Origin of the sequence: Streptococcus sp. DD10 (assembly GCF_001578805.1) — a bacterium.
Classification (GTDB): Bacteria; Bacillota; Bacilli; order Lactobacillales; family Streptococcaceae; genus Streptococcus.
On the sequence record NZ_KQ969157.1, the window covers coordinates 205,401 to 223,367 of the forward strand.

At 38.2% G+C, this 17,967-nt stretch carries 19 protein-coding genes and 1 pseudogene; 19 read left to right on the forward strand and 1 reads right to left on the reverse strand.

Annotated features, from left to right (window positions below; all coding sequences use genetic code 11):
• Window positions 1-146 (reverse strand): helix-turn-helix domain-containing protein (locus tag STRDD10_RS11825; RefSeq protein ID WP_156468576.1); only part of this gene is annotated, 146 nt, incomplete at its 3' end.
• 41 nt (window positions 147-187) lie between these two features.
• Between STRDD10_RS11825 and STRDD10_RS10275 the strand changes: the two are divergent.
• The 19 genes and pseudogenes from STRDD10_RS10275 to STRDD10_RS00965 all read left to right on the forward strand — a co-directional run.
• Window positions 188-283, forward strand: a pseudogene (locus STRDD10_RS10275) (YjjG family noncanonical pyrimidine nucleotidase); the annotation flags it as partial.
• 61 nt (window positions 284-344) lie between these two features.
• Entirely contained in the window at window positions 345-998 is a 654-nt protein-coding gene (locus STRDD10_RS00880; protein WP_067192301.1) for a uracil-DNA glycosylase, read from the forward strand.
• A 9-nt stretch (window positions 999-1,007) separates the two neighbouring features.
• On the forward strand, window positions 1,008-1,472 hold the full coding sequence (locus STRDD10_RS00885; RefSeq protein ID WP_067192303.1) for an NUDIX hydrolase: 465 nt from the start codon (window positions 1,008-1,010) through the stop codon (window positions 1,470-1,472).
• Between the two features lie 9 nt (window positions 1,473-1,481).
• Window positions 1,482-2,750 (forward strand): dihydroorotase, encoded by a 1,269-nt coding sequence (locus STRDD10_RS00890; protein WP_067192306.1) that lies wholly within the window; start codon window positions 1,482-1,484, stop codon window positions 2,748-2,750.
• 135 nt (window positions 2,751-2,885) lie between these two features.
• Window positions 2,886-4,997: a cell surface ecto-5'-nucleotidase Nt5e gene (gene nt5e, locus STRDD10_RS00895; RefSeq protein WP_067193001.1), complete on the forward strand. Its 2,112-nt coding sequence runs from the start codon at window positions 2,886-2,888 to the stop codon at window positions 4,995-4,997.
• A gap of 368 nt (window positions 4,998-5,365) precedes the next feature.
• A complete protein-coding gene (locus STRDD10_RS00900) occupies window positions 5,366-6,745 on the forward strand; it encodes a DUF2130 domain-containing protein (protein WP_067192308.1) in 1,380 nt (459 codons plus the stop codon).
• A 9-nt stretch (window positions 6,746-6,754) separates the two neighbouring features.
• Complete coding sequence (locus STRDD10_RS00905; RefSeq protein ID WP_067192311.1) at window positions 6,755-7,183, forward strand: GNAT family N-acetyltransferase; 429 nt, start codon at window positions 6,755-6,757, stop codon at window positions 7,181-7,183.
• A 46-nt stretch (window positions 7,184-7,229) separates the two neighbouring features.
• Complete coding sequence (locus tag STRDD10_RS00910) at window positions 7,230-8,033, forward strand: alpha/beta fold hydrolase (protein ID WP_067192314.1); 804 nt, start codon at window positions 7,230-7,232, stop codon at window positions 8,031-8,033.
• A 3-nt stretch (window positions 8,034-8,036) separates the two neighbouring features.
• Entirely contained in the window at window positions 8,037-8,915 is an 879-nt protein-coding gene (truB, locus tag STRDD10_RS00915) for a tRNA pseudouridine(55) synthase TruB (RefSeq protein ID WP_067192317.1), read from the forward strand.
• A gap of 114 nt (window positions 8,916-9,029) precedes the next feature.
• Window positions 9,030-9,950 (forward strand): bifunctional riboflavin kinase/FAD synthetase, encoded by a 921-nt coding sequence (locus STRDD10_RS00920; RefSeq protein WP_067192320.1) that lies wholly within the window; start codon window positions 9,030-9,032, stop codon window positions 9,948-9,950.
• A 53-nt stretch (window positions 9,951-10,003) separates the two neighbouring features.
• Complete coding sequence (gene ndk / locus STRDD10_RS00925) at window positions 10,004-10,432, forward strand: nucleoside-diphosphate kinase (RefSeq protein ID WP_067192323.1); 429 nt, start codon at window positions 10,004-10,006, stop codon at window positions 10,430-10,432.
• A gap of 65 nt (window positions 10,433-10,497) precedes the next feature.
• Window positions 10,498-10,878, forward strand: a complete 381-nt coding sequence (locus STRDD10_RS00930) for a RidA family protein (protein WP_067192326.1) — start codon at window positions 10,498-10,500, stop codon at window positions 10,876-10,878.
• A gap of 67 nt (window positions 10,879-10,945) precedes the next feature.
• Window positions 10,946-11,833, forward strand: a complete 888-nt coding sequence (rapZ, locus tag STRDD10_RS00935; RefSeq protein WP_067192329.1) for an RNase adapter RapZ — start codon at window positions 10,946-10,948, stop codon at window positions 11,831-11,833.
• Complete coding sequence (locus tag STRDD10_RS00940; protein WP_067192332.1) at window positions 11,830-12,804, forward strand: YvcK family protein; 975 nt, start codon at window positions 11,830-11,832, stop codon at window positions 12,802-12,804. Before rapZ ends, STRDD10_RS00940 begins: the two co-directional genes overlap by 4 nt.
• Window positions 12,801-13,712 (forward strand): DNA-binding protein WhiA, encoded by a 912-nt coding sequence (gene whiA / locus STRDD10_RS00945; RefSeq protein ID WP_067192333.1) that lies wholly within the window; start codon window positions 12,801-12,803, stop codon window positions 13,710-13,712. Before STRDD10_RS00940 ends, whiA begins: the two co-directional genes overlap by 4 nt.
• A gap of 370 nt (window positions 13,713-14,082) precedes the next feature.
• The gene (locus tag STRDD10_RS00950) at window positions 14,083-15,129 is read left to right on the forward strand and encodes a D-alanine--D-alanine ligase (RefSeq protein WP_067192336.1); all 1,047 of its coding nucleotides are present in this window, start codon (window positions 14,083-14,085) and stop codon (window positions 15,127-15,129) included.
• A gap of 214 nt (window positions 15,130-15,343) precedes the next feature.
• Complete coding sequence (locus tag STRDD10_RS00955) at window positions 15,344-16,711, forward strand: UDP-N-acetylmuramoyl-tripeptide--D-alanyl-D-alanine ligase (RefSeq protein ID WP_067192338.1); 1,368 nt, start codon at window positions 15,344-15,346, stop codon at window positions 16,709-16,711.
• Window positions 16,712-16,754: 43 nt separating this feature from the next.
• Window positions 16,755-17,438, forward strand: a complete 684-nt coding sequence (locus tag STRDD10_RS00960) for a YwaF family protein (RefSeq protein ID WP_067192341.1) — start codon at window positions 16,755-16,757, stop codon at window positions 17,436-17,438.
• Window positions 17,439-17,644: 206 nt separating this feature from the next.
• Window positions 17,645-17,967 (forward strand): GTP-binding protein (locus STRDD10_RS00965; protein ID WP_082782003.1); only part of this gene is annotated, 323 nt, incomplete at its 3' end.

Below are 17,967 nucleotides of genomic sequence, written 5' to 3' on the forward strand. Positions count from 1 at the left end.
TAGACAATGGACAAGGTTGTTTTTTTGAAAATGGTTGAGTATAACGTATTTGTACTAATGTTAAATAATTTTGCAGTTTCTTGACGTGTATGCCCCTCTTCAACGTAAGCAAGGACACGTTTTCTAAAATCAATTCCGTATGCCATATAACTAGTATATCATATACTGGTTATAAACTAAACTACTATACAATCCTCATCACCTCGAAAATCACACACAAGCCCAGCCAACTTATGAAGTTCATTCTTACCAAGACTTGCTGGATTGTTTGGATAAACTGTAAAAAGTGGTTTAGATAGCCACTTTTTGCTATAATAGAGGCAGTAAAAATGAAGGAGTTGGCGATGGAACACTCATCTTGGCACGCTTTGATTAAGGAGCAATTACCTGAGGGTTATTTTGGGAAAATCAATCAATTTATGGAGCAGGTCTATGCTCAGGGAACTGTTTATCCACCTAAGGAGAAGGTTTTTCAGGCTCTCTTGACTACTCCTCTGGAAGAAGTTAAGGTGGTGATTTTAGGGCAGGATCCTTATCACGGGTCAGGTCAGGCTCAGGGCTTGAGTTTTTCTGTTCCTGACTCTATCCCAGATCCGCCATCCTTGCAAAATATCTTGAAAGAATTGTCAGATGACATCGGAGCTAAGAAGTCCCATGATTTAACGTCTTGGGCTGAGCAAGGAGTCTTACTTCTCAATGCTTGCTTGACCGTTCCTGCTGGGCAGGCCAATGGTCATGCTGGACAGATATGGGAGCCATTTACAGATGCTGTGATTCGGGTGGTCAATCATCTAGATAGGCCAGTGGTCTTTGTACTCTGGGGCGCTTATGCACGCAAGAAGAAGTCCTTGGTTACCAATCCTCACCACTTGATTATCGAATCAGCCCATCCTAGTCCTTTATCGGTTTATAGAGGATTTTGGGGTTCCAAGCCTTTTTCCAAGGCTAATGCATTCTTAACAGAGACAGGACAAGAGCCAATCGATTGGCTTAGATAAGGAGAAAATATGCCTCAGTTAGCGACGATTTGCTACATTGACAACGGAAAAGAACTGCTCATGCTCCATCGCAATAAAAAGCCCAATGATGTCCATACAGGTAAATGGATTGGTGTGGGTGGTAAGCTAGAACGAGGTGAGACTCCTCAGGAGTGCGCAGCGCGTGAAATCCTAGAAGAAACAGGGCTCAAAGCCAAGCCGGTTCTAAAAGGCGTTATCACTTTTCCAGAATTTACACCAGATTTAGACTGGTACACCTATGTTTTTAAGGTGACGGAGTTTGAGGGTGACTTGATTGACTGTAATGAAGGGACTTTAGAATGGGTTCCCTATGATCAAGTGTTAAGTAAGCCGACTTGGGAAGGAGACCATACTTTTGTGGAGTGGTTGTTAGAAGACAAACCATTCTTCTCAGCAAAATTTGTGTATGATGGTAATTGTTTGTTGGAAACACAAGTTGATTTTTATGAATAGGAGTACGAGATGTTAGTAGTGAAAAATGGTCGTGTGATGGATCCTAAGACTGGACTAGATGGTGTTCGTGATATTTTAATAAAAGATGGCAAAATTCTCCAAATCGATCAAGATATCCAAACGGACGAAGCTGAAATAATTGACGCTACGGGTTTGATTGTTGCACCGGGCTTAGTTGATATTCATGTTCATTTTCGTGAACCAGGTCAAACACACAAAGAGGATATTCACACAGGAGCACTTGCAGCGGCAGCAGGCGGTTTTACTACGGTCGTGATGATGGCGAACACTAATCCAACGATTTCTACTGTCGAAACGTTGAGAGAAGTTCTTCATTCAGCTTCTAAAGAAAACATTAATATTCATTCTGTTGCAACAATTACTAAAAACTTTGATGGCCAAACTTTAACTGATTTTGAGGATTTGTTACAAGAAGGAGCTATTGGATTTTCTGATGATGGTATTCCGCTGCAAAGTAGTAAGGTACTAAGAGAAGCTATGAAGAAAGCGAAAGAACTGGATACTCTACTTAGTCTACATGAGGAGGATCCTGAATTAAATGGAGTTTTGGGTCTCAATGAGAACATCGCTACAGAGCACTATCATGTTTGTGGGGCTACTGGAGTGGCAGAATATGCTATGATGGCGCGTGATGTTATGATTGCTTATGATGTAAAAGCCAAGGTTCATATTCAGCACTTATCTAAGGCTGAAAGTGTTCAGGTTGTCGCTTTTGCTCAAAAGTTAGGTGCACAGGTGACTGCAGAAGTAGCTCCGCAACACTTTTCTAAAACAGAGTCCCTTTTATTGACAAAAGGAAGCAATGCAAAAATGAACCCTCCTTTACGACTTGAGTCAGACCGCCTTGCTGTTATTGAAGGACTCAAGTCAGGAGTCATCTCGATTATTGCGACGGATCATGCTCCTCACCATGCAGACGAAAAAAATGTCGCTGATATAACTCAAGCACCTTCAGGTATGACAGGACTTGAAACGTCATTATCTCTGGGGCTTACCTACCTTGTAGATGCAGGAGAGTTATCATTGATCGATTTGTTAGAAAAAATGACAATTAATCCGGCACGTCTTTATCAGTTAGATGCTGGTTATATTTCTGAAGGAGGATCAGCAGATTTAGTTATTTTTGATGCGGAGGCAAAACGTCATGTAAGTAATAGCTTTGCTTCCAAGGCAAGCAATTCCCCATTTATCGGTGAACAACTAAAAGGTTTAGTAAAATACACTATTTGCAAAGGCAAGAAAGTTTATACAGGGTGAAAAACGAACTTATAATTATTATTTTCAAAAAAATATGAAAATATTTACGAAAAATATCAAAAAAATCAGAAAAGTATTTTAAAAAAACAAAAAAATAACGTATAATAGAAATTGATAAAAATTAGAAAAGGATTTATCGTGAAAAAGAAATATCTTCTTGTCTTATCGACTATTTTGCTTGCACCAGCTGTTCTATCTGTACAGGTATCTGCTGATGAGCAAGTAGCAAGCTCTGAAGTGAGCGATACATCAATAGTAACAGTAGCTGCGCAATCTGCTGAGTCAAGTAATGAAACAAACTCAGTTACGGAAACAGCTTCAGTAGAAACAAGTACTACATCTACTGAGAAGGATGCTGTTATCCTACACACAAACGATGTTCACGGACGGATTGTTGAAGAACGTGGTGTGATTGGGGATGCCAAATTAGCAACAGTTATTGCAGAAGAACGTGCCAAAGAAAATCAAACAACTCTTGTAGTGGATGCAGGGGATGCTTTCCAAGGACTTCCAATCTCTAACTCTAGTAAAGGTGAGGCGCGTGCAGAAATCCTTAATAAAATGGGATATGACGCCATGGCAGTTGGGAACCATGAGTTTGATTTTGGTTTAGATGAGGCAAAGAAATACAAAGAAATTCTGAATTTTCCTCTTCTAAGTTCAAACACATATGTTGATGGCGTTCGGCTCTTTGAAGCCTCTACAATTGTGGACAAGGATCAGTCTGTTGAAGGCGATGAGTTTGTAGTTATCGGGGTAACAACTCCGGAAACTGGGACTAAGACGCACCCTAAAAATATTGTCGGGGTAACTTTTACAGAACCAATTGCGGAAGTCAATAAAGTTATAGATGAAATCGAATCAAAAGCATTAGCTGAAAATAAAAACTATAAAAATTATATCATCCTTGCACACCTAGGAGTCGATAGCACAACACCTGTTGAGTGGAGGGGATCTACTCTGGCGGAAGCCTTGTCAAACAACAGTCGCTTGACTGGAAAACGGGTTGTCGTGATTGATGGACACTCTCATACAGTTGCTTCTACAACTTATGGAAAGAACGTCACATACAACCAAACTGGAAGTTATCTTCAAAATGTTGGTAAAGTGACACTTAAATCGGGTGAACTCCTTGGAAATCCAACTTTAATATCTGCTGATGAGGCTAAAAAGCTAACACCAAATCCAGAAATTGAAACTTTGGTAACAAGTATTAAAGCGAAGTATGACGCTGAAAATGCTGTAGTAGTTGTTGCGAATAATCCAGTTGAGTTAAACGGAAAACGTGAAAATGTGCGAGTTCGTGAAACCAATCTAGGAAATGTCGTGGCAGATGCTCTTTATGAGTATGGCCAGGCAGGTTTTGCTCACAAAACCGATTTGGCCGTCACGAATGGTGGTGGTCTACGTGAGACAATTGCTAAAAATCAAGCTATTACAAAAGGAAATATCATCGCAGTTCTTCCATTCGGAAATACCATTTCACAAATTCAGGTAATTGGTCAAAATATTAAGGATATGTTCGAAAAATCCTTGGGATCAATTCTTCAAGTTGATCAAGAAAGAAAAACAGTTGTCGATGAAAACGGTCAACCTCTATTGGAACCAAGTGGTGGCTTTTTACAAGTCTCTGGTGCTAAGGTTTACTATGACACCAATCTTGAAAGCGGTCAGCGTGTTTTAGCAATTTATATCAAGAACCATACGAATGGTCAATATGATAAGCTAGATCTTACAAAAACATATTATCTAGCAACCAATGACTTCCTTGCAGCCGGCGGAGATGGCTATACTATGCTTGGAGGAAGCCGTGAAGAAGGTCCTTCCATGGATGTTGCTTTTGAAGAGTATTTGAAAGTAGCAGATTTGAGTCAATATTCAGTTGTAAATCCAAATTCACGAACGATTTCTGTAGACTCTAAGACCCTTGTCTTACCAAGTGATGAGGATAAAGGACAAAGTCCTCTTCCAGTGGATAAAGATAAGAAGCAAGAGGTAAACGATAATAAAAACCTTGATATTAAGAAAGAAACGCCTTCTTCGACAAAAGAAGATACTTCTTCTAAACGAATGACAGATGTTTCTTCCTCCCAAAAAGTGCCAGTTTCTTATGGAAAAACCTACAGTGAAAAAGCGAATAACCAGACCTCCCTACCTAAAACAGGGGATACTGGCTCTGTAATTCTATCTTTAGTAGGACTGATTTTATCTACACTAGGTATTGCTGGTATTCGTAAGAAATGGTAATAGGTTTTCTTTATTGAGAAAATGAATTCATCATTTAAGGTTGGGCGAAAGTCCAACCTTTTTTACTAGACCCGAAAAGTCAAATGACCCGTGAAGGAGGCCAATTACTTCGTGTATTGTTTTTATCGCACGATAATAACGAATGGGCTATGCTAGAAAAGCTGGCTGTTTTCTTTTATTCTTTTGAGTGGTATAATAGAAGTCTAAAAAATAAGTTTTTATAGTCTTTGGTTTATCTTTTATTATTTCGTTAGCTTGATTGGTTAATTTCAGTCCTAGTCGAAAAATTGATTCGTTCTGCTAAGAACAAGCCAACGACTATATTATCCATCATGTAATTTATAACTAAATTGGACAAAAGGACTTCTATGAACGAAATGAAATGTCCCAATTGTGGGGAAGTATTTACGGTAAACGAGAGCCAATACAGTGAATTACTGTCGCAGGTTCGTACATCTGAGTTTGAGAAGGAAGTGCACGAACGAATCAGACAGGAATTAGCGTTAGCAGAGCAAAAATCTAAGAACGAACAGCAGGCTTTCTTATCAGAGAAAAATAGAGAAATTTCTGAATTGCAACATCAAATTAACCAGTTTTCAACTGAAAAAGAACTAACCAAAAAAGAAATTGAGAGAGAGTTTGATCAAGTTCTTACGGTTAAGGAACAAGAAATTCTTCGTTTGCAAAATCAGATTGCTCAGATGAATACAGAGAAAGAATGGGTTAAAAACAAGGCAGAACAGACTACAAATCTCTTATTAGCGGATAAAGAAAAGGAGATTCAAGAGTTACAGAGTCGACTTCAAACAATAGAATTGCAATATGAAAATCAGATGCAAAAGACTTTGTCCACAATAGAGAAGGAGCGAGATGCTGCACAGAATCAGCTAGCCTTACAAGAAAAAGAAGCTGAGATTGCCCAGACTTCCCTCAAGGAACGTTATGAAATTCAATTGCGTCAGAAAGATGAAACCATCGAGTTTTACAAGGATTTCAAGGCTAAGCAATCTACCAAGATGATTGGGGAGAGCTTGGAGCAGCACTGTGAGTATGAGTTTAACAAGAACCGCATGGCCATGTTCCCACGAGCAGAGTTTGGTAAGGACAATGATGCTAGAACTGGTAGCAAGGGCGACTATATCTATCGTGAGGTAGATGAACACGGTGTGGAAATCCTCTCCATCATGTTTGAAATGAAAAATGAAGGTGACGAGACTGCAAGCAAGAAAAAGAATGAGCATTTCTTCAAAGAGCTGGATAAGGACCGACGAGAAAAAGGTTGTGAGTATGCGATTCTAGTGAGTCTGCTTGAGTCAGATAGCGAACTCTATAATTCCGGGATTATCGATGTGTCCTATGCTTATGATAAAATGTATGTCATTCGTCCTCAGTTCTTTTTGCCAATGATTACGCTTTTACGCAATGCTGCACTTAACTCGCTACAGTATAAGCAAGAACTGGCTTTGGTACGGGAGCAGAACATTGATATTACCAACTTTGAAGATGATTTGAATGCCTTCAAAGTAGCTTTTGCTAAGAACTACAACTCTGCTTCGACAAATTTTGGCAAAGCTATCGATGAGATCGACAAGGCTATCAAACGGATGGAAGAAGTCAAGAAATTCTTGACCACATCAGAAAACCAACTTCGACTCGCCAACAACAAATTGGATGATGTTTCCGTTAAAAAATTGACACGGAAAAATCCAACCATGAAGGCTAAGTTTGATGCTCTTAAGGGGGAGTAGGAGGATCCTATGCAGATACGAAAAGCAACCATGGAAGATGCTGAAACCCTACTGTCTTTATACGAAGACTTGGGTTATCCAACGACCGCTTCTAAGCTGTCTCGACGTTTAGAAATGATTCTTTCTCAGCCACATTATGGCTGTCTTTTAGCTGAAAGAAACGGAGAAATTTTAGGTTTCTTAGGGTATGCAAAGCTCTACTTTTTTGAAACAGATGGATCTTACTATCGTATTTTAGCTTTGTCAGTTGCAAAAGAAACAAGACGACAAGGAATTGCTAGTAGGCTAATTGATGAATTGAAAAAACAAGCGATAAAAGAAGGAGTTAAGGCACTGGCTCTAAATAGTGGATTAACCGCTGAACGAAATGCTGCACATCAGTTTTATCAGGCAGTTGGATTTGAAAAAGTGACTGCTGGCTTTGCCTTGCATTTATAAATTCAACATAAATAAATCATGAAAAAATAGTAGAGGGAACGAAGTAATGTCTTCAACAAAAGGGAAAACCTTACATTTTAACGAAAAGAGCATGGACTATGTGACCTTTGGAAAAGGAAAGGACCCTCTAGTAATTATACCAGGCTTGGGTGATGGACTACAGACGGTTAAAGGTATGGCTATGCCTTTTTCAATCACATACCGTATACTTGCCAAACGTTACCAAATTTATGTTTTTTCTCGAATCAATGAGTTGAGGCAGGGGTATACGACACGGGATATGGCAGCAGATGTAGCAGAAGCAATGGAGATATTAAATATTACCAGTGCCTATGTTATGGGGATTTCGCAAGGTGGAATGATTGCCCAATGGTTGGCGGCAGATTTCCCTGAAAAGGTTCAAAAGCTAGTTTTAGCTGTTACAACTGCTAAACTAAGTAATCTAGGTAGGGAGAGAATTAGTTGCTGGCTGAACCTGATTCAAACAGGTACTTATAAAGATCTGATGATTGATATTGCTCGTCACTCTTACACGACTAAATCCTTTGAAAAATTTAAATACCTTTATCGAATAATGGGAATCTTTGGTAATATTAAAGATAAACAACGTATTGATATTCAGGCTGTATCTTGTTTGAAACATGATAGTCTAGATTTTTTGGAAAAAATTAACTGCCCTACGTTAATCGTTGGAGCAGAAAAAGATGAAGTTCTTGGCGTAGAAGCTTCGCTTAGATTACATCAGCATATCAAAAGTAACCAGCTCACTATTTTTTCAGAGTGTGGGCATGCACTATATGAACAGAATAAGGATTTCCAAAAGAGAGTTTTAGTATTTTTAGAAAGTTAATGAATGAACGGAATTATCAACTTAAAAAAAGAAGCGGGCATGACCTCGCATGATGCGGTTTTTAAACTGCGTAAGATTTTGGGAACCAAGAAAATTGGTCACGGTGGGACCTTGGATCCAGATGTGGTGGGTGTTTTGCCCATTGCGGTTGGTAAGGCGACGCGTATGGTCGAGTTTATGCAGGATGAGGGTAAGGTCTATGAAGGGGAAATCACGCTTGGTTTTTCAACGACGACAGAGGATGCTAGTGGGGAAGTGGTCGCAGAGACACCTGTTTTGTCTCTCTTGGACGAAAAAATTGTCGATGAAGCAATCGCTAGTTTGACAGGAAGGATAACACAGATTCCTCCCATGTATTCGGCAGTTAAGGTCAATGGACGCAAGCTCTATGAGTATGCGCGTGCTGGTCAGGAGGTCGAGCGCCCCCAACGTCAGGTGACTATTTATAATTTTGAGAGAACAAGTCCGATTTCTTATGATAGCCATCTTGCTCGTTTTACTTTCCGTGTGAAATGCAGCAAGGGAACCTATATCCGGACGCTCTCGGTTGATTTAGGTGAAAAACTGGGCTACGCTGCTCATATGTCGCAGTTGACTCGAACCAGTGCAGCAGGCTTGCAGATAGAAGATGCCTTGACTCTGTCAGAGATTTCAGTGAAGGTGGAAATGGACAATCTTGATTTTCTTCATCCTCTAGAGATTGGGACAGGTGATTTGGTTAAGGTTCAGTTAACACCAGAGCAGGCTCAAGAAATTCGCTTTGGTCGTTTTGTAGTGTTAGAGCAGACAGAAACAGAATTGGCGGCCTTTGAGGATGAACACTTACTGGCTATTTTGGAAAAACGAGAAGAACACTACAAGCCTCGAAAGGTCTTCTTGTAAAAAACTAAAAAAGATAGTAATCCCGCTTGCTGTCATATATTGTCAAACGAAGAGAGCATAAAGAAATGAATCTTTATAAAAACAGCTTTTGGAAAATTATGATACAATAGAAGTATGAAAACGATTTACATAAAAGATGAAAATGATATACATCAGGTGAAAGACACAGTGTTGGTTTTGGGATATTTTGATGGCCTCCACTTGGGGCATCAAGAGCTTTTTCGTCGAGCGAGAGAGATTGCAGAACGTGATCATCTGCAAGTAGCTGTTTTAACATTTCCAGAGAGTCCTAAATTGACGTTTGTACGTTACCAACCAGAACTACTTCTACATCTTCTTAGTCCAGAAAAACGGATGGAAGAACTAGAAGATCTTGGGGTGGAGGTGCTTTATTTAACGGACTTTACTAGTGATTTTGCTAGTTATAATGGAAAAGAATTCATACAACGCTATGTTAAAAAGTTAAGAGCAAAGGTTCTAGTTGCTGGTTTTGATTACAGTTTTGGATCAGATAAGAGAGATGTTAAAACATTAGAAACTGATTTTGATGGAGAAGTTGTCATTGTCTCGTCAATTAATTTAGGTGAGGAAAAAGTTAGTTCTACCCGAATTCGTCAGGCTATCCGTTTGGGAGATGTTAAGCTTGCTGGGCAACTCCTAGGGCGTCCTTTATCTAGCCGAGGTATAGTAGTTCATGGTGATGCACGAGGACGAACTATTGGTTATCCTACAGCTAATTTAGCCCCACTTGATATGACGCATTTACCAGCTGATGGTGTTTATGTAGTAGAAGTTGAATTCGAAGGGAAGTTTTATCGTGGGATGGCATCGGTGGGTAAGAACATTACTTTTGAAGGAAAGGAACTTCGATTTGAAGTGAATATCTTTGATTTTTCTAGAGATATTTATGGTCATACCATTACCATTCATTGGTTGGATAAAATTCGGAATATGGTTAAGTTTGATAGTGTTGAAGGACTGGTTGAACAGTTGGAGTCTGATGAGACACAGGCACGTGCTTGGAAAAATTGTTAAATAGACTGAAATCACTAATCTCTAACATTTATAAAGAAGATTGAGGTAATAAAATGGAAAAGACATTTTTTATGGTTAAGCCTGATGGTGTAAGACGTGGTTTGGTAGGAAAGGTCCTGACTCGGATTGAAAATCGTGGTTTTCGATTGGAAAAAATGGAATACCGTCATCAAGTTAGTAGTCAATTAATCGACCAACATTATCATGAATTAGTTGATAAGGCATTTTATCCTGGGATTCGTGATTTCATGACCTCTGGTCCGATTGTAGTAGGGATTATTTCTGGTGAAAAAGTAATTGAAACTTGGCGAAGTATGATGGGATCCACGCGTCCAGAAGAAGCTCTTCCAGGAACGATTCGAGGTGATTTTGGTCAAGCGGCAGCCCCTACTCAAACTATTCAGAATATTGTACATGGATCGGACTCATTAGAAAATGCAAAACGTGAGATTGCTTTGTGGTTTGATAACGAATCTGTTTAACGATAGTATCTGATAGATATTTAAGGTAAAATATGCTACAATGAAAAGAAAATGGAGGTTTTGAAATGGCACAAACGATTCACACAGATAAGGCACCTGCAGCGATTGGTCCATATGTCCAAGGAAAAATTGTAGGAAATCTTCTTTTTGCAAGTGGACAAGTTCCCTTATCTCCTGAAACTGGGGAAATTGTCGGTTCAACGATAGAAGAACAAACAGAACAAGTTTTAAAAAATATTCATGCGATTCTAGCAGAAGCAGGTACTGATTTTGATCATGTTGTTAAAACTACTTGCTTTCTTAGTGATATGAATGATTTTGTACCTTTTAATGAAGTTTATAAAACAGCTTTTCAAAATGAATTTTCAGCTCGGTCAGCAGTTGAAGTAGCACGACTTCCACGTGATGTCAAAGTTGAAATCGAAGTGATAGCTGAAATCATTTAGTAGAAACAGCTGGGACTTTAGTGCCCAGTTTTCTGTATCTTAAAGAAAGTAAGAGTTAGGAGATTGTATGACAGAAAAACGGATTCATTTAGTCATTGTTACAGGGATGAGTGGAGCAGGAAAAACAGTCGCTATCCAGTCGTTTGAAGATTTGGGTTATTTTACAATTGATAATATGCCACCAGCCTTATTGCCAAAATTCATTGATTTGATGAGTTACACACATGATGATAAGATTGCCTTAGTAGTAGATATGCGCAGTCGTTCTTTCTTCTCAGAGATTCGCCAAATTCTGGATAATATTGAAGGAAATGAGCATCTTGATTTAAAAATTCTCTTCTTAGATGCAACAGATGGAGAATTAGTAGCACGCTATAAGGAAACAAGGAGGAGTCATCCACTGGCTGCAGATGGGCGTGTCCTAGATGGTATCACACTTGAAAGAGAACTTTTAGCACCCTTAAAAAATATGAGCCAAAATGTCATTGATACGACTGAATTAACACCTAGAAATCTTCGTAAGGTTATCAATGAACAATTTTCTAGTGAATCTAGTCAACCTGAATTTCGAATTGAAGTAATGTCTTTTGGTTTCAAATATGGTCTTCCATTGGATGCAGATTTAGTATTTGATGTTCGCTTTCTTCCAAATCCATACTACGTAGTTGAATTACGGAACCAAACAGGAATGGATGAAGCTGTATATCGATATGTTATGGACAGTCGAGAATCAGAAGATTTTTACAAACACTTATTAGCCTTGATAGAACCCATTTTACCTGCATACAGAAAAGAAGGTAAGGCTGTCTTGACGATTGCTATCGGTTGTACGGGTGGTCAACATAGAAGTGTTGCCTTTGCAAAACGCTTGTCTGAAGATTTATCTAAAAACTGGACCTGCAATTTAAGTCATCGAGATAAGGATAAACGAAAGGAAACGGTGAATCGTTCATGAAAAAACCTCGTGTAACCGTTATTGGTGGTGGAACGGGTATTTCAGTTATACTAGATAGTCTACGGCAACAAGATGTGGAGATAGCAGCAATTGTTACAGTAGCGGATGATGGTGGTTCTTCAGGAAAATTGAGAGAAAATACTCACTTGACGCCACCGGGGGATCTAAGAAATGTTTTAGTTGCCTTGTCAGATATGCCGAAATTTTATGAAGAAGTTTTTCAATACCGCTTTTCAGAAGATAATGGTCCTCTAGCTGGGCATCCATTGGGAAATCTGATTATAGCAGGAATTTCTGAGATGCAAGGTTCAACTTACAATGCGATGCAATTGTTGACGAAGTTTTTTCATACAACCGGTAAGATTTACCCATCGAGTGATACGCCGTTAACTCTTCATGCTGTTTTTAAAGATGGAGTTGAAATTGTCGGAGAGAGTAAAATTGCAAAGTATGGCGGAATGATTGACCATGTTTATGTAAGTAATACATTAGACCAAGAAGAACCAAGAGCCAGTAAGCGGGTGGTTCAGACAATTCTAGAAAGTGATATGATTGTATTGGGTCCTGGCTCGCTTTTTACCTCTATATTACCAAACCTAATGATTGGTGAAATTGGAAAAGCCTTGTGTGAAACTAAGGCGCAAGTTGCTTATGTTTGTAATATTATGACTCAGCGTGGTGAGACGGAACGTTTTTCAGATAGTCAGCATGTTGAGGTTCTTAATCGCCATCTTGGAATGCCCTTTATCGATTCTGTTTTGGTCAATATTGAGACTGTACCAAAAGAATACATGAATTCTAATAAATTTGATGAATATCTGGTACAGGTAGAACATGATTTTGATGGGCTGAAAGCTCAGGTTCCTAGGGTTATTTCCTCGAACTTTCTTCGTTTAGAAAACGGTGGAGCTTTTCATGATGGTGATGCAGTTGTAGAGGAACTGATGCAGTTGATTGGTGGTTGGCGATGAATTTTACTGTGCAAGTAAAGGAAGAAATTCTTCAACAGACTGATTGGCTAAAAAGTGAATTAACAGCTTTAATCAAAATGTCAGGTAGTCTAGGGTTATCGCAGACAGGTCTTACATTATCCATTTCAACTGAGAACGCAAAAGTGGCACGTCATATTTATGAACTTTTTCTGCATTTTTATCAGGTGAAATCGGAGATTCGTCACCATCAAAAGACGAATCTCCGAAAAAATAGAGTTTATACTGTTTTCTTGGGACAAAATGTTGAAACTATTTTAGCAGATCTGTATTTAGCAGATTCTTTCTTCGGATTAGAAGAAGGAATATCTGCGAATATTCTAGCTGATGATGAAATCAGTAGAGCATATTTAAGAGGAGCATTTTTATCAAGTGGATCGATTCGTGATCCAGAGTCTGGTAAGTATCAGTTGGAAATTAGTTCGGTCTATAAGGAGCATGCTGAAGGTTTGGCTGAACTGATGCAACGATTTTTGTTAGATGCTAAGATTTTTGAACGTAAAAAAGGTTCGATTACTTATTTACAACGCGCAGAAGATATCATGGATTTTCTTATAATCATTGGTGCTATGAAGGCAAGAGATGTTTTTGAAGGGATTAAAGTTTTAAGAGAAACCCGAAATGATTTAAACCGTGCTACAAATGCTGAAACAGCTAATATTGCTCGTACCGTGTCAGCAAGTATGAAAACGATTAACAATATTAGTAAAATAAAAGATCGGTTGGGGTTGGAAAATTTGCCTGCTGATCTTCAGGAAATAGCTTATCTCAGAATCAATCATCCAGATTACTCAATACAACAATTAGCAGATACTTTGAGCCAACCTTTAACAAAAAGTGGAGTGAATCATCGTCTTCGAAAGATTAATAAAATTGCAGATGGATTGTAATAAAAATAAAACCCTTGAAAACACTGAATTTTCAAGGCTCTTTGTTAACTGTAGTAGATAGATGAAAAGCATAAACCTTAAAGGAGTAGAGTCATCTGCTTCTTTTTTTGGGGCTCATAATCACCATAGTAAATTGACTCACTATAGTGATTATGGTGCCTATTTTACCATGATTAATAGATTATATAGTGGAACAGCGTCTTACTTTTTAATTTTGATGTGGTAATTTTAAATTTGTCAGGTGTTAGAGTTAGATTGTAAAGGATACGACTGCTTTTGGTTTAAAGATGAAGGCTTATTTCGGTTTTAAAAATATGAAAATTATGGTATACTTAAAAACAGATATTACGTTTAGATTTAGGAAATAGAAATGACAAAACAAACAATTGTTCTCTTATATGGTGGCCGTAGTGCTGAGCGTGAAGTATCCGTTTTATCAGCCGAAAGTGTCATGCGTGCGATTAATTACGATAAATTTGTCGTGAAAACTTATTTTATAACACAAACAGGTGAATTTATAAAAACTCAAGAGTTTCACGATACACCCTCGAAGGATACTACTTTAATGGTGAATGATCAAGTGGATTGGAATTCACAGGTTGCACCAAGTGCGATCTACGAGGATGGAGCTGTAGTATTTCCAGTCTTGCATGGTCCAATGGGAGAAGATGGTTCTATTCAGGGATTTCTTGAAATTTTGAAAATGCCTTATATTGGTTGCAATATTTTATCATCTAGTCTTGCTATGGATAAAATTAGTACCAAGCGCATTTTAGAGTCTGCTGGAATAGCTCAGGTACCATATGTTGCTGTCCTTGAAGGAGATAATATAGAGGAAAAGATTGTTCAAATCGAGGAGAAATTGACCTACCCTGTTTTTACGAAACCATCAAATATGGGCTCAAGTGTTGGAATTTCAAAGTCTGAAAATCAAGACCAACTTCGCCAAGCACTGGAGAAAGCTTTTCAATATGATAGCCGTATTCTGGTTGAACAAGGTGTGAATGCGCGGGAGATTGAGGTAGGATTATTAGGAAATTACGACGTTAAGAGTACGATGCCTGGTGAAGTTGTTAAAGATGTTGCTTTTTATGATTATGATGCCAAGTATATCGACAATAAAATTACCATGGCAATACCTGCAGAAATTGATCAATCTATAATTGACATTATGCGTCAAGACGCAGAGCGTGCATTTCGTGCTATTGGTGGAATGGGGCTGTCACGTTGTGATTTCTTTTATACAGATACAGGTGAAATTTTTTTAAACGAGCTAAATACGATGCCAGGATTTACTCAATGGTCCATGTATCCACTTTTGTGGGGGAATATGGGACTTTCTTATCCAGAACTGATTGAAAAATTAGTCCAGCTTGCTCAAGAAGCATTTGCTAAACGTGAAGTCCATTTAATTTAAAAAAATGCTGTTGTACTTTAAATTTTACTACTTATAGATGAAAAGAATTCTGAGACAATCAAGTCAATAATAGTAGCAGGCTTTACTTAACTTTTTTGGGGTGTTCAGAAATTAAATAGAAGACATTTAGTTCTGTCCACTCCCTTCTTAGTATTTACTGTACAACAGATACAGTCATCGTTTTATTGCTTATGTCTTATTTTTGGAGAGTTAAATGAATCTAACACTGCATGAGATTGCCCGAGTTGTGGGCGCTAAAAATGATATCACTCAATTTTCAGATTGCCCGATTGAACATATCGAATTTGATAGTCGATTAATTGGCGCTGGAGATCTTTTTTTGCCACTTAAGGGAGAACGTGATGGTCATGATTTTATTGAGCTTGCATTTCAAAATAAAGCAGTTGCAACATTTTCTGAAATTAAATTGAGTGGCTATCCTTATATTTGGGTTGAAGATACTTTGTTAGCTTTTCAGACGCTAGCCAGTTATTATTTGGATAAAACAAAAGTGGAGGTATTAGCGGTTACTGGCTCAAACGGTAAGACTACCACAAAAGATATGCTGGCTCAACTTTTGTCTACAACTTTTCTAACTTATAAAACTCAAGGAAATTATAATAATGAGATTGGGCTTCCCTACACGATTCTTCATATGCCAGAAGGGACTCAAAAATTAGTTTTGGAAATGGGACAAGATCATTTGGGAGATATTCATCTACTATCGACACTTGCAAAACCCAAATCAGCGATTGTTACAATTGTAGCCGAAGCTCACCTAGAATTCTTTAAGAATCGAGCAGAAATTGCTAAAGGGAAAATGCAAATTGTTGATGGTATGGAAAAAGGTGCTCTTTTACTATTACCAACTGACACTCTGTTGGACAAATATATCTCAGAAAAACAAGAGGTGGTTCGCTTTGGTCCGAAAGGTGATATCGATGTCACTAGTTTAGAGGAGCGAAAGGATAGTATAACATTTACGGTGAACTTTGCTAGCGGTGAATTTACTTTACCAGTAACAGGGAAGTATAATGCAACGAATGCCATGGTCGCAGCCTACCTTGCATTGAAAGAAGGAGTAACGGAAGATAAAATTCGCAAAAGTTTCTCTCAGTTGAAGTTAACACGTAATAGAACAGAATGGAAAAAAGCAAGTAATGGGGCGGATATTCTCTCAGATGTATACAATGCAAATCCAACTGCTATGAAGTTGATATTAGAAACATTCAGTACCATTCCTAATAATCCATCTGGGAGGAAGATAGTCGTATTGGCTGATATGAAAGAATTAGGAAAAGACTCCAAGGCTCTACATGCTAGCATGCTGACAAGTTTAAATCCCGATATTCTATCGCACGTTTTCCTTTATGGGGAGGATATGGAGGCTCTTTTTAACTACGCTAAAGAAATATTTCCGCCAGAAAGGGTGTTGTACTTCAAAAAAACAGCTGAAGTTGATCAATTTGACAACCTGACAAAAGTAGTAGTAAGAGAACTTCAGAAAAATGACCAGATTTTGCTCAAAGGTAGTAATTCTATGAATCTTTCAAAATTAGTTGATATACTTGAAAAAGCCTAGTGGATAATATCATTAAAATGTGTTGATATTTAAAAGGGGATTTATGTTTTATATTTACTTAGAAGAGTTTTTAACGAGAGTTAAAACTGTACCGCCTTCTATTCCCTTAGTTTGGTACAGTCTAATGATTAGTTTACTTTTTGTGTTGATTTTTGCAGCACTTAAGTTTCATCAAAATTTAGTGTTTGTTCGATTCTTTAAATGGGTACAAATTTTCCAGCTATTAGCTCTTTATGCCTGGTATTTCGTATTTCAGATTCCTCTATCCGACAGTTTGCCATTTTATCATTGTCGTTTGGCGATGTTTGCAGTTGTTTTTTTACCTAACAAGAAATCAAGTAAGCAATATTTTGCTCTCTTAGGGACTAGTGGTGCCATTTTTGCTCTTGGCTATCCAGTCTTTGATCCGTATGATTTTCCTCACATTACCAGCTTTTCTTTTCTAATTGGTCACTATGCTCTTTTGGTCAATTCTTTGGTATACCTTTTGAATTACTATGATAAAAAGTTGTTAAAAAAAATTTGGCTTATTGCCTACACTTTTTTGCTCAACCTTTTTTTAGTGGGAGTCAATCAGTTAACAGGAGGAAATTATGGCTTACTTGCTCGTCCACCTATCATCAAAGGGGAGAATCTTTTAGTGAATTATTTACTAATTTCTTTCATTCTCTCATTGGCTGTAATCCTTCTTGACTATATTTTTAGGAAGAAGTTTAAAAATAAGTAGGAGTGGTTTTATACAGAGTTGCTTTATTAGCGAATTGTAGCTGTTGTGTCTTGTAATAAAACGAAATGATGGAGTTTTGAGAAGTTGGGTGAATGGTTTTCGGTTCATTTGACTAATCAAAAAAATCAAATGAAAGATTATCTGATTTTTAAGAAAATATTAATTGTCATGTTGATTTAAAAATAACTAAAAAAGAAAGAGATTATATGAACATTCAAGAAGAAATCCAAAAACGCCGTACCTTTGCTATCATCTCTCACCCGGACGCAGGGAAAACAACCATTACCGAGCAGTTGCTCTACTTTGGGGGCGAGATTCGTGAGGCTGGTACCGTAAAGGGGAAGAAAACAGGGACTTTTGCCAAGTCTGACTGGATGGATATCGAGAAACAGCGGGGGATCTCGGTGACCTCCTCTGTTATGCAGTTTGACTATGATGGCAAGCGGGTCAATATCCTCGACACCCCAGGGCACGAGGATTTCTCAGAAGATACCTATCGGACTCTCATGGCGGTGGATGCTGCGGTTAT

Coding starts and splice junctions, on each gene's coding strand:
- truB (WP_067192317.1), top strand. CDS start 8,037: ATGAACGGAATTATCAACTTAAAAAAAGAAGCGGGCATGACCTCGCAT.
- STRDD10_RS00955 (WP_067192338.1), top strand. CDS start 15,344: ATGAATCTAACACTGCATGAGATTGCCCGAGTTGTGGGCGCTAAAAAT.
- STRDD10_RS00920 (WP_067192320.1), top strand. CDS start 9,030: ATGAAAACGATTTACATAAAAGATGAAAATGATATACATCAGGTGAAA.
- whiA (WP_067192333.1), top strand. CDS start 12,801: ATGAATTTTACTGTGCAAGTAAAGGAAGAAATTCTTCAACAGACTGAT.
- STRDD10_RS00910 (WP_067192314.1), top strand. CDS start 7,230: ATGTCTTCAACAAAAGGGAAAACCTTACATTTTAACGAAAAGAGCATG.
- STRDD10_RS00890 (WP_067192306.1), top strand. CDS start 1,482: ATGTTAGTAGTGAAAAATGGTCGTGTGATGGATCCTAAGACTGGACTA.
- STRDD10_RS00940 (WP_067192332.1), top strand. CDS start 11,830: ATGAAAAAACCTCGTGTAACCGTTATTGGTGGTGGAACGGGTATTTCA.
- STRDD10_RS00900 (WP_067192308.1), top strand. CDS start 5,366: ATGAACGAAATGAAATGTCCCAATTGTGGGGAAGTATTTACGGTAAAC.
- rapZ (WP_067192329.1), top strand. CDS start 10,946: ATGACAGAAAAACGGATTCATTTAGTCATTGTTACAGGGATGAGTGGA.
- STRDD10_RS00885 (WP_067192303.1), top strand. CDS start 1,008: ATGCCTCAGTTAGCGACGATTTGCTACATTGACAACGGAAAAGAACTG.
- STRDD10_RS00930 (WP_067192326.1), top strand. CDS start 10,498: ATGGCACAAACGATTCACACAGATAAGGCACCTGCAGCGATTGGTCCA.
- ndk (WP_067192323.1), top strand. CDS start 10,004: ATGGAAAAGACATTTTTTATGGTTAAGCCTGATGGTGTAAGACGTGGT.
- STRDD10_RS00950 (WP_067192336.1), top strand. CDS start 14,083: ATGACAAAACAAACAATTGTTCTCTTATATGGTGGCCGTAGTGCTGAG.
- STRDD10_RS00960 (WP_067192341.1), top strand. CDS start 16,755: ATGTTTTATATTTACTTAGAAGAGTTTTTAACGAGAGTTAAAACTGTA.
- STRDD10_RS00880 (WP_067192301.1), top strand. CDS start 345: ATGGAACACTCATCTTGGCACGCTTTGATTAAGGAGCAATTACCTGAG.
- STRDD10_RS00905 (WP_067192311.1), top strand. CDS start 6,755: ATGCAGATACGAAAAGCAACCATGGAAGATGCTGAAACCCTACTGTCT.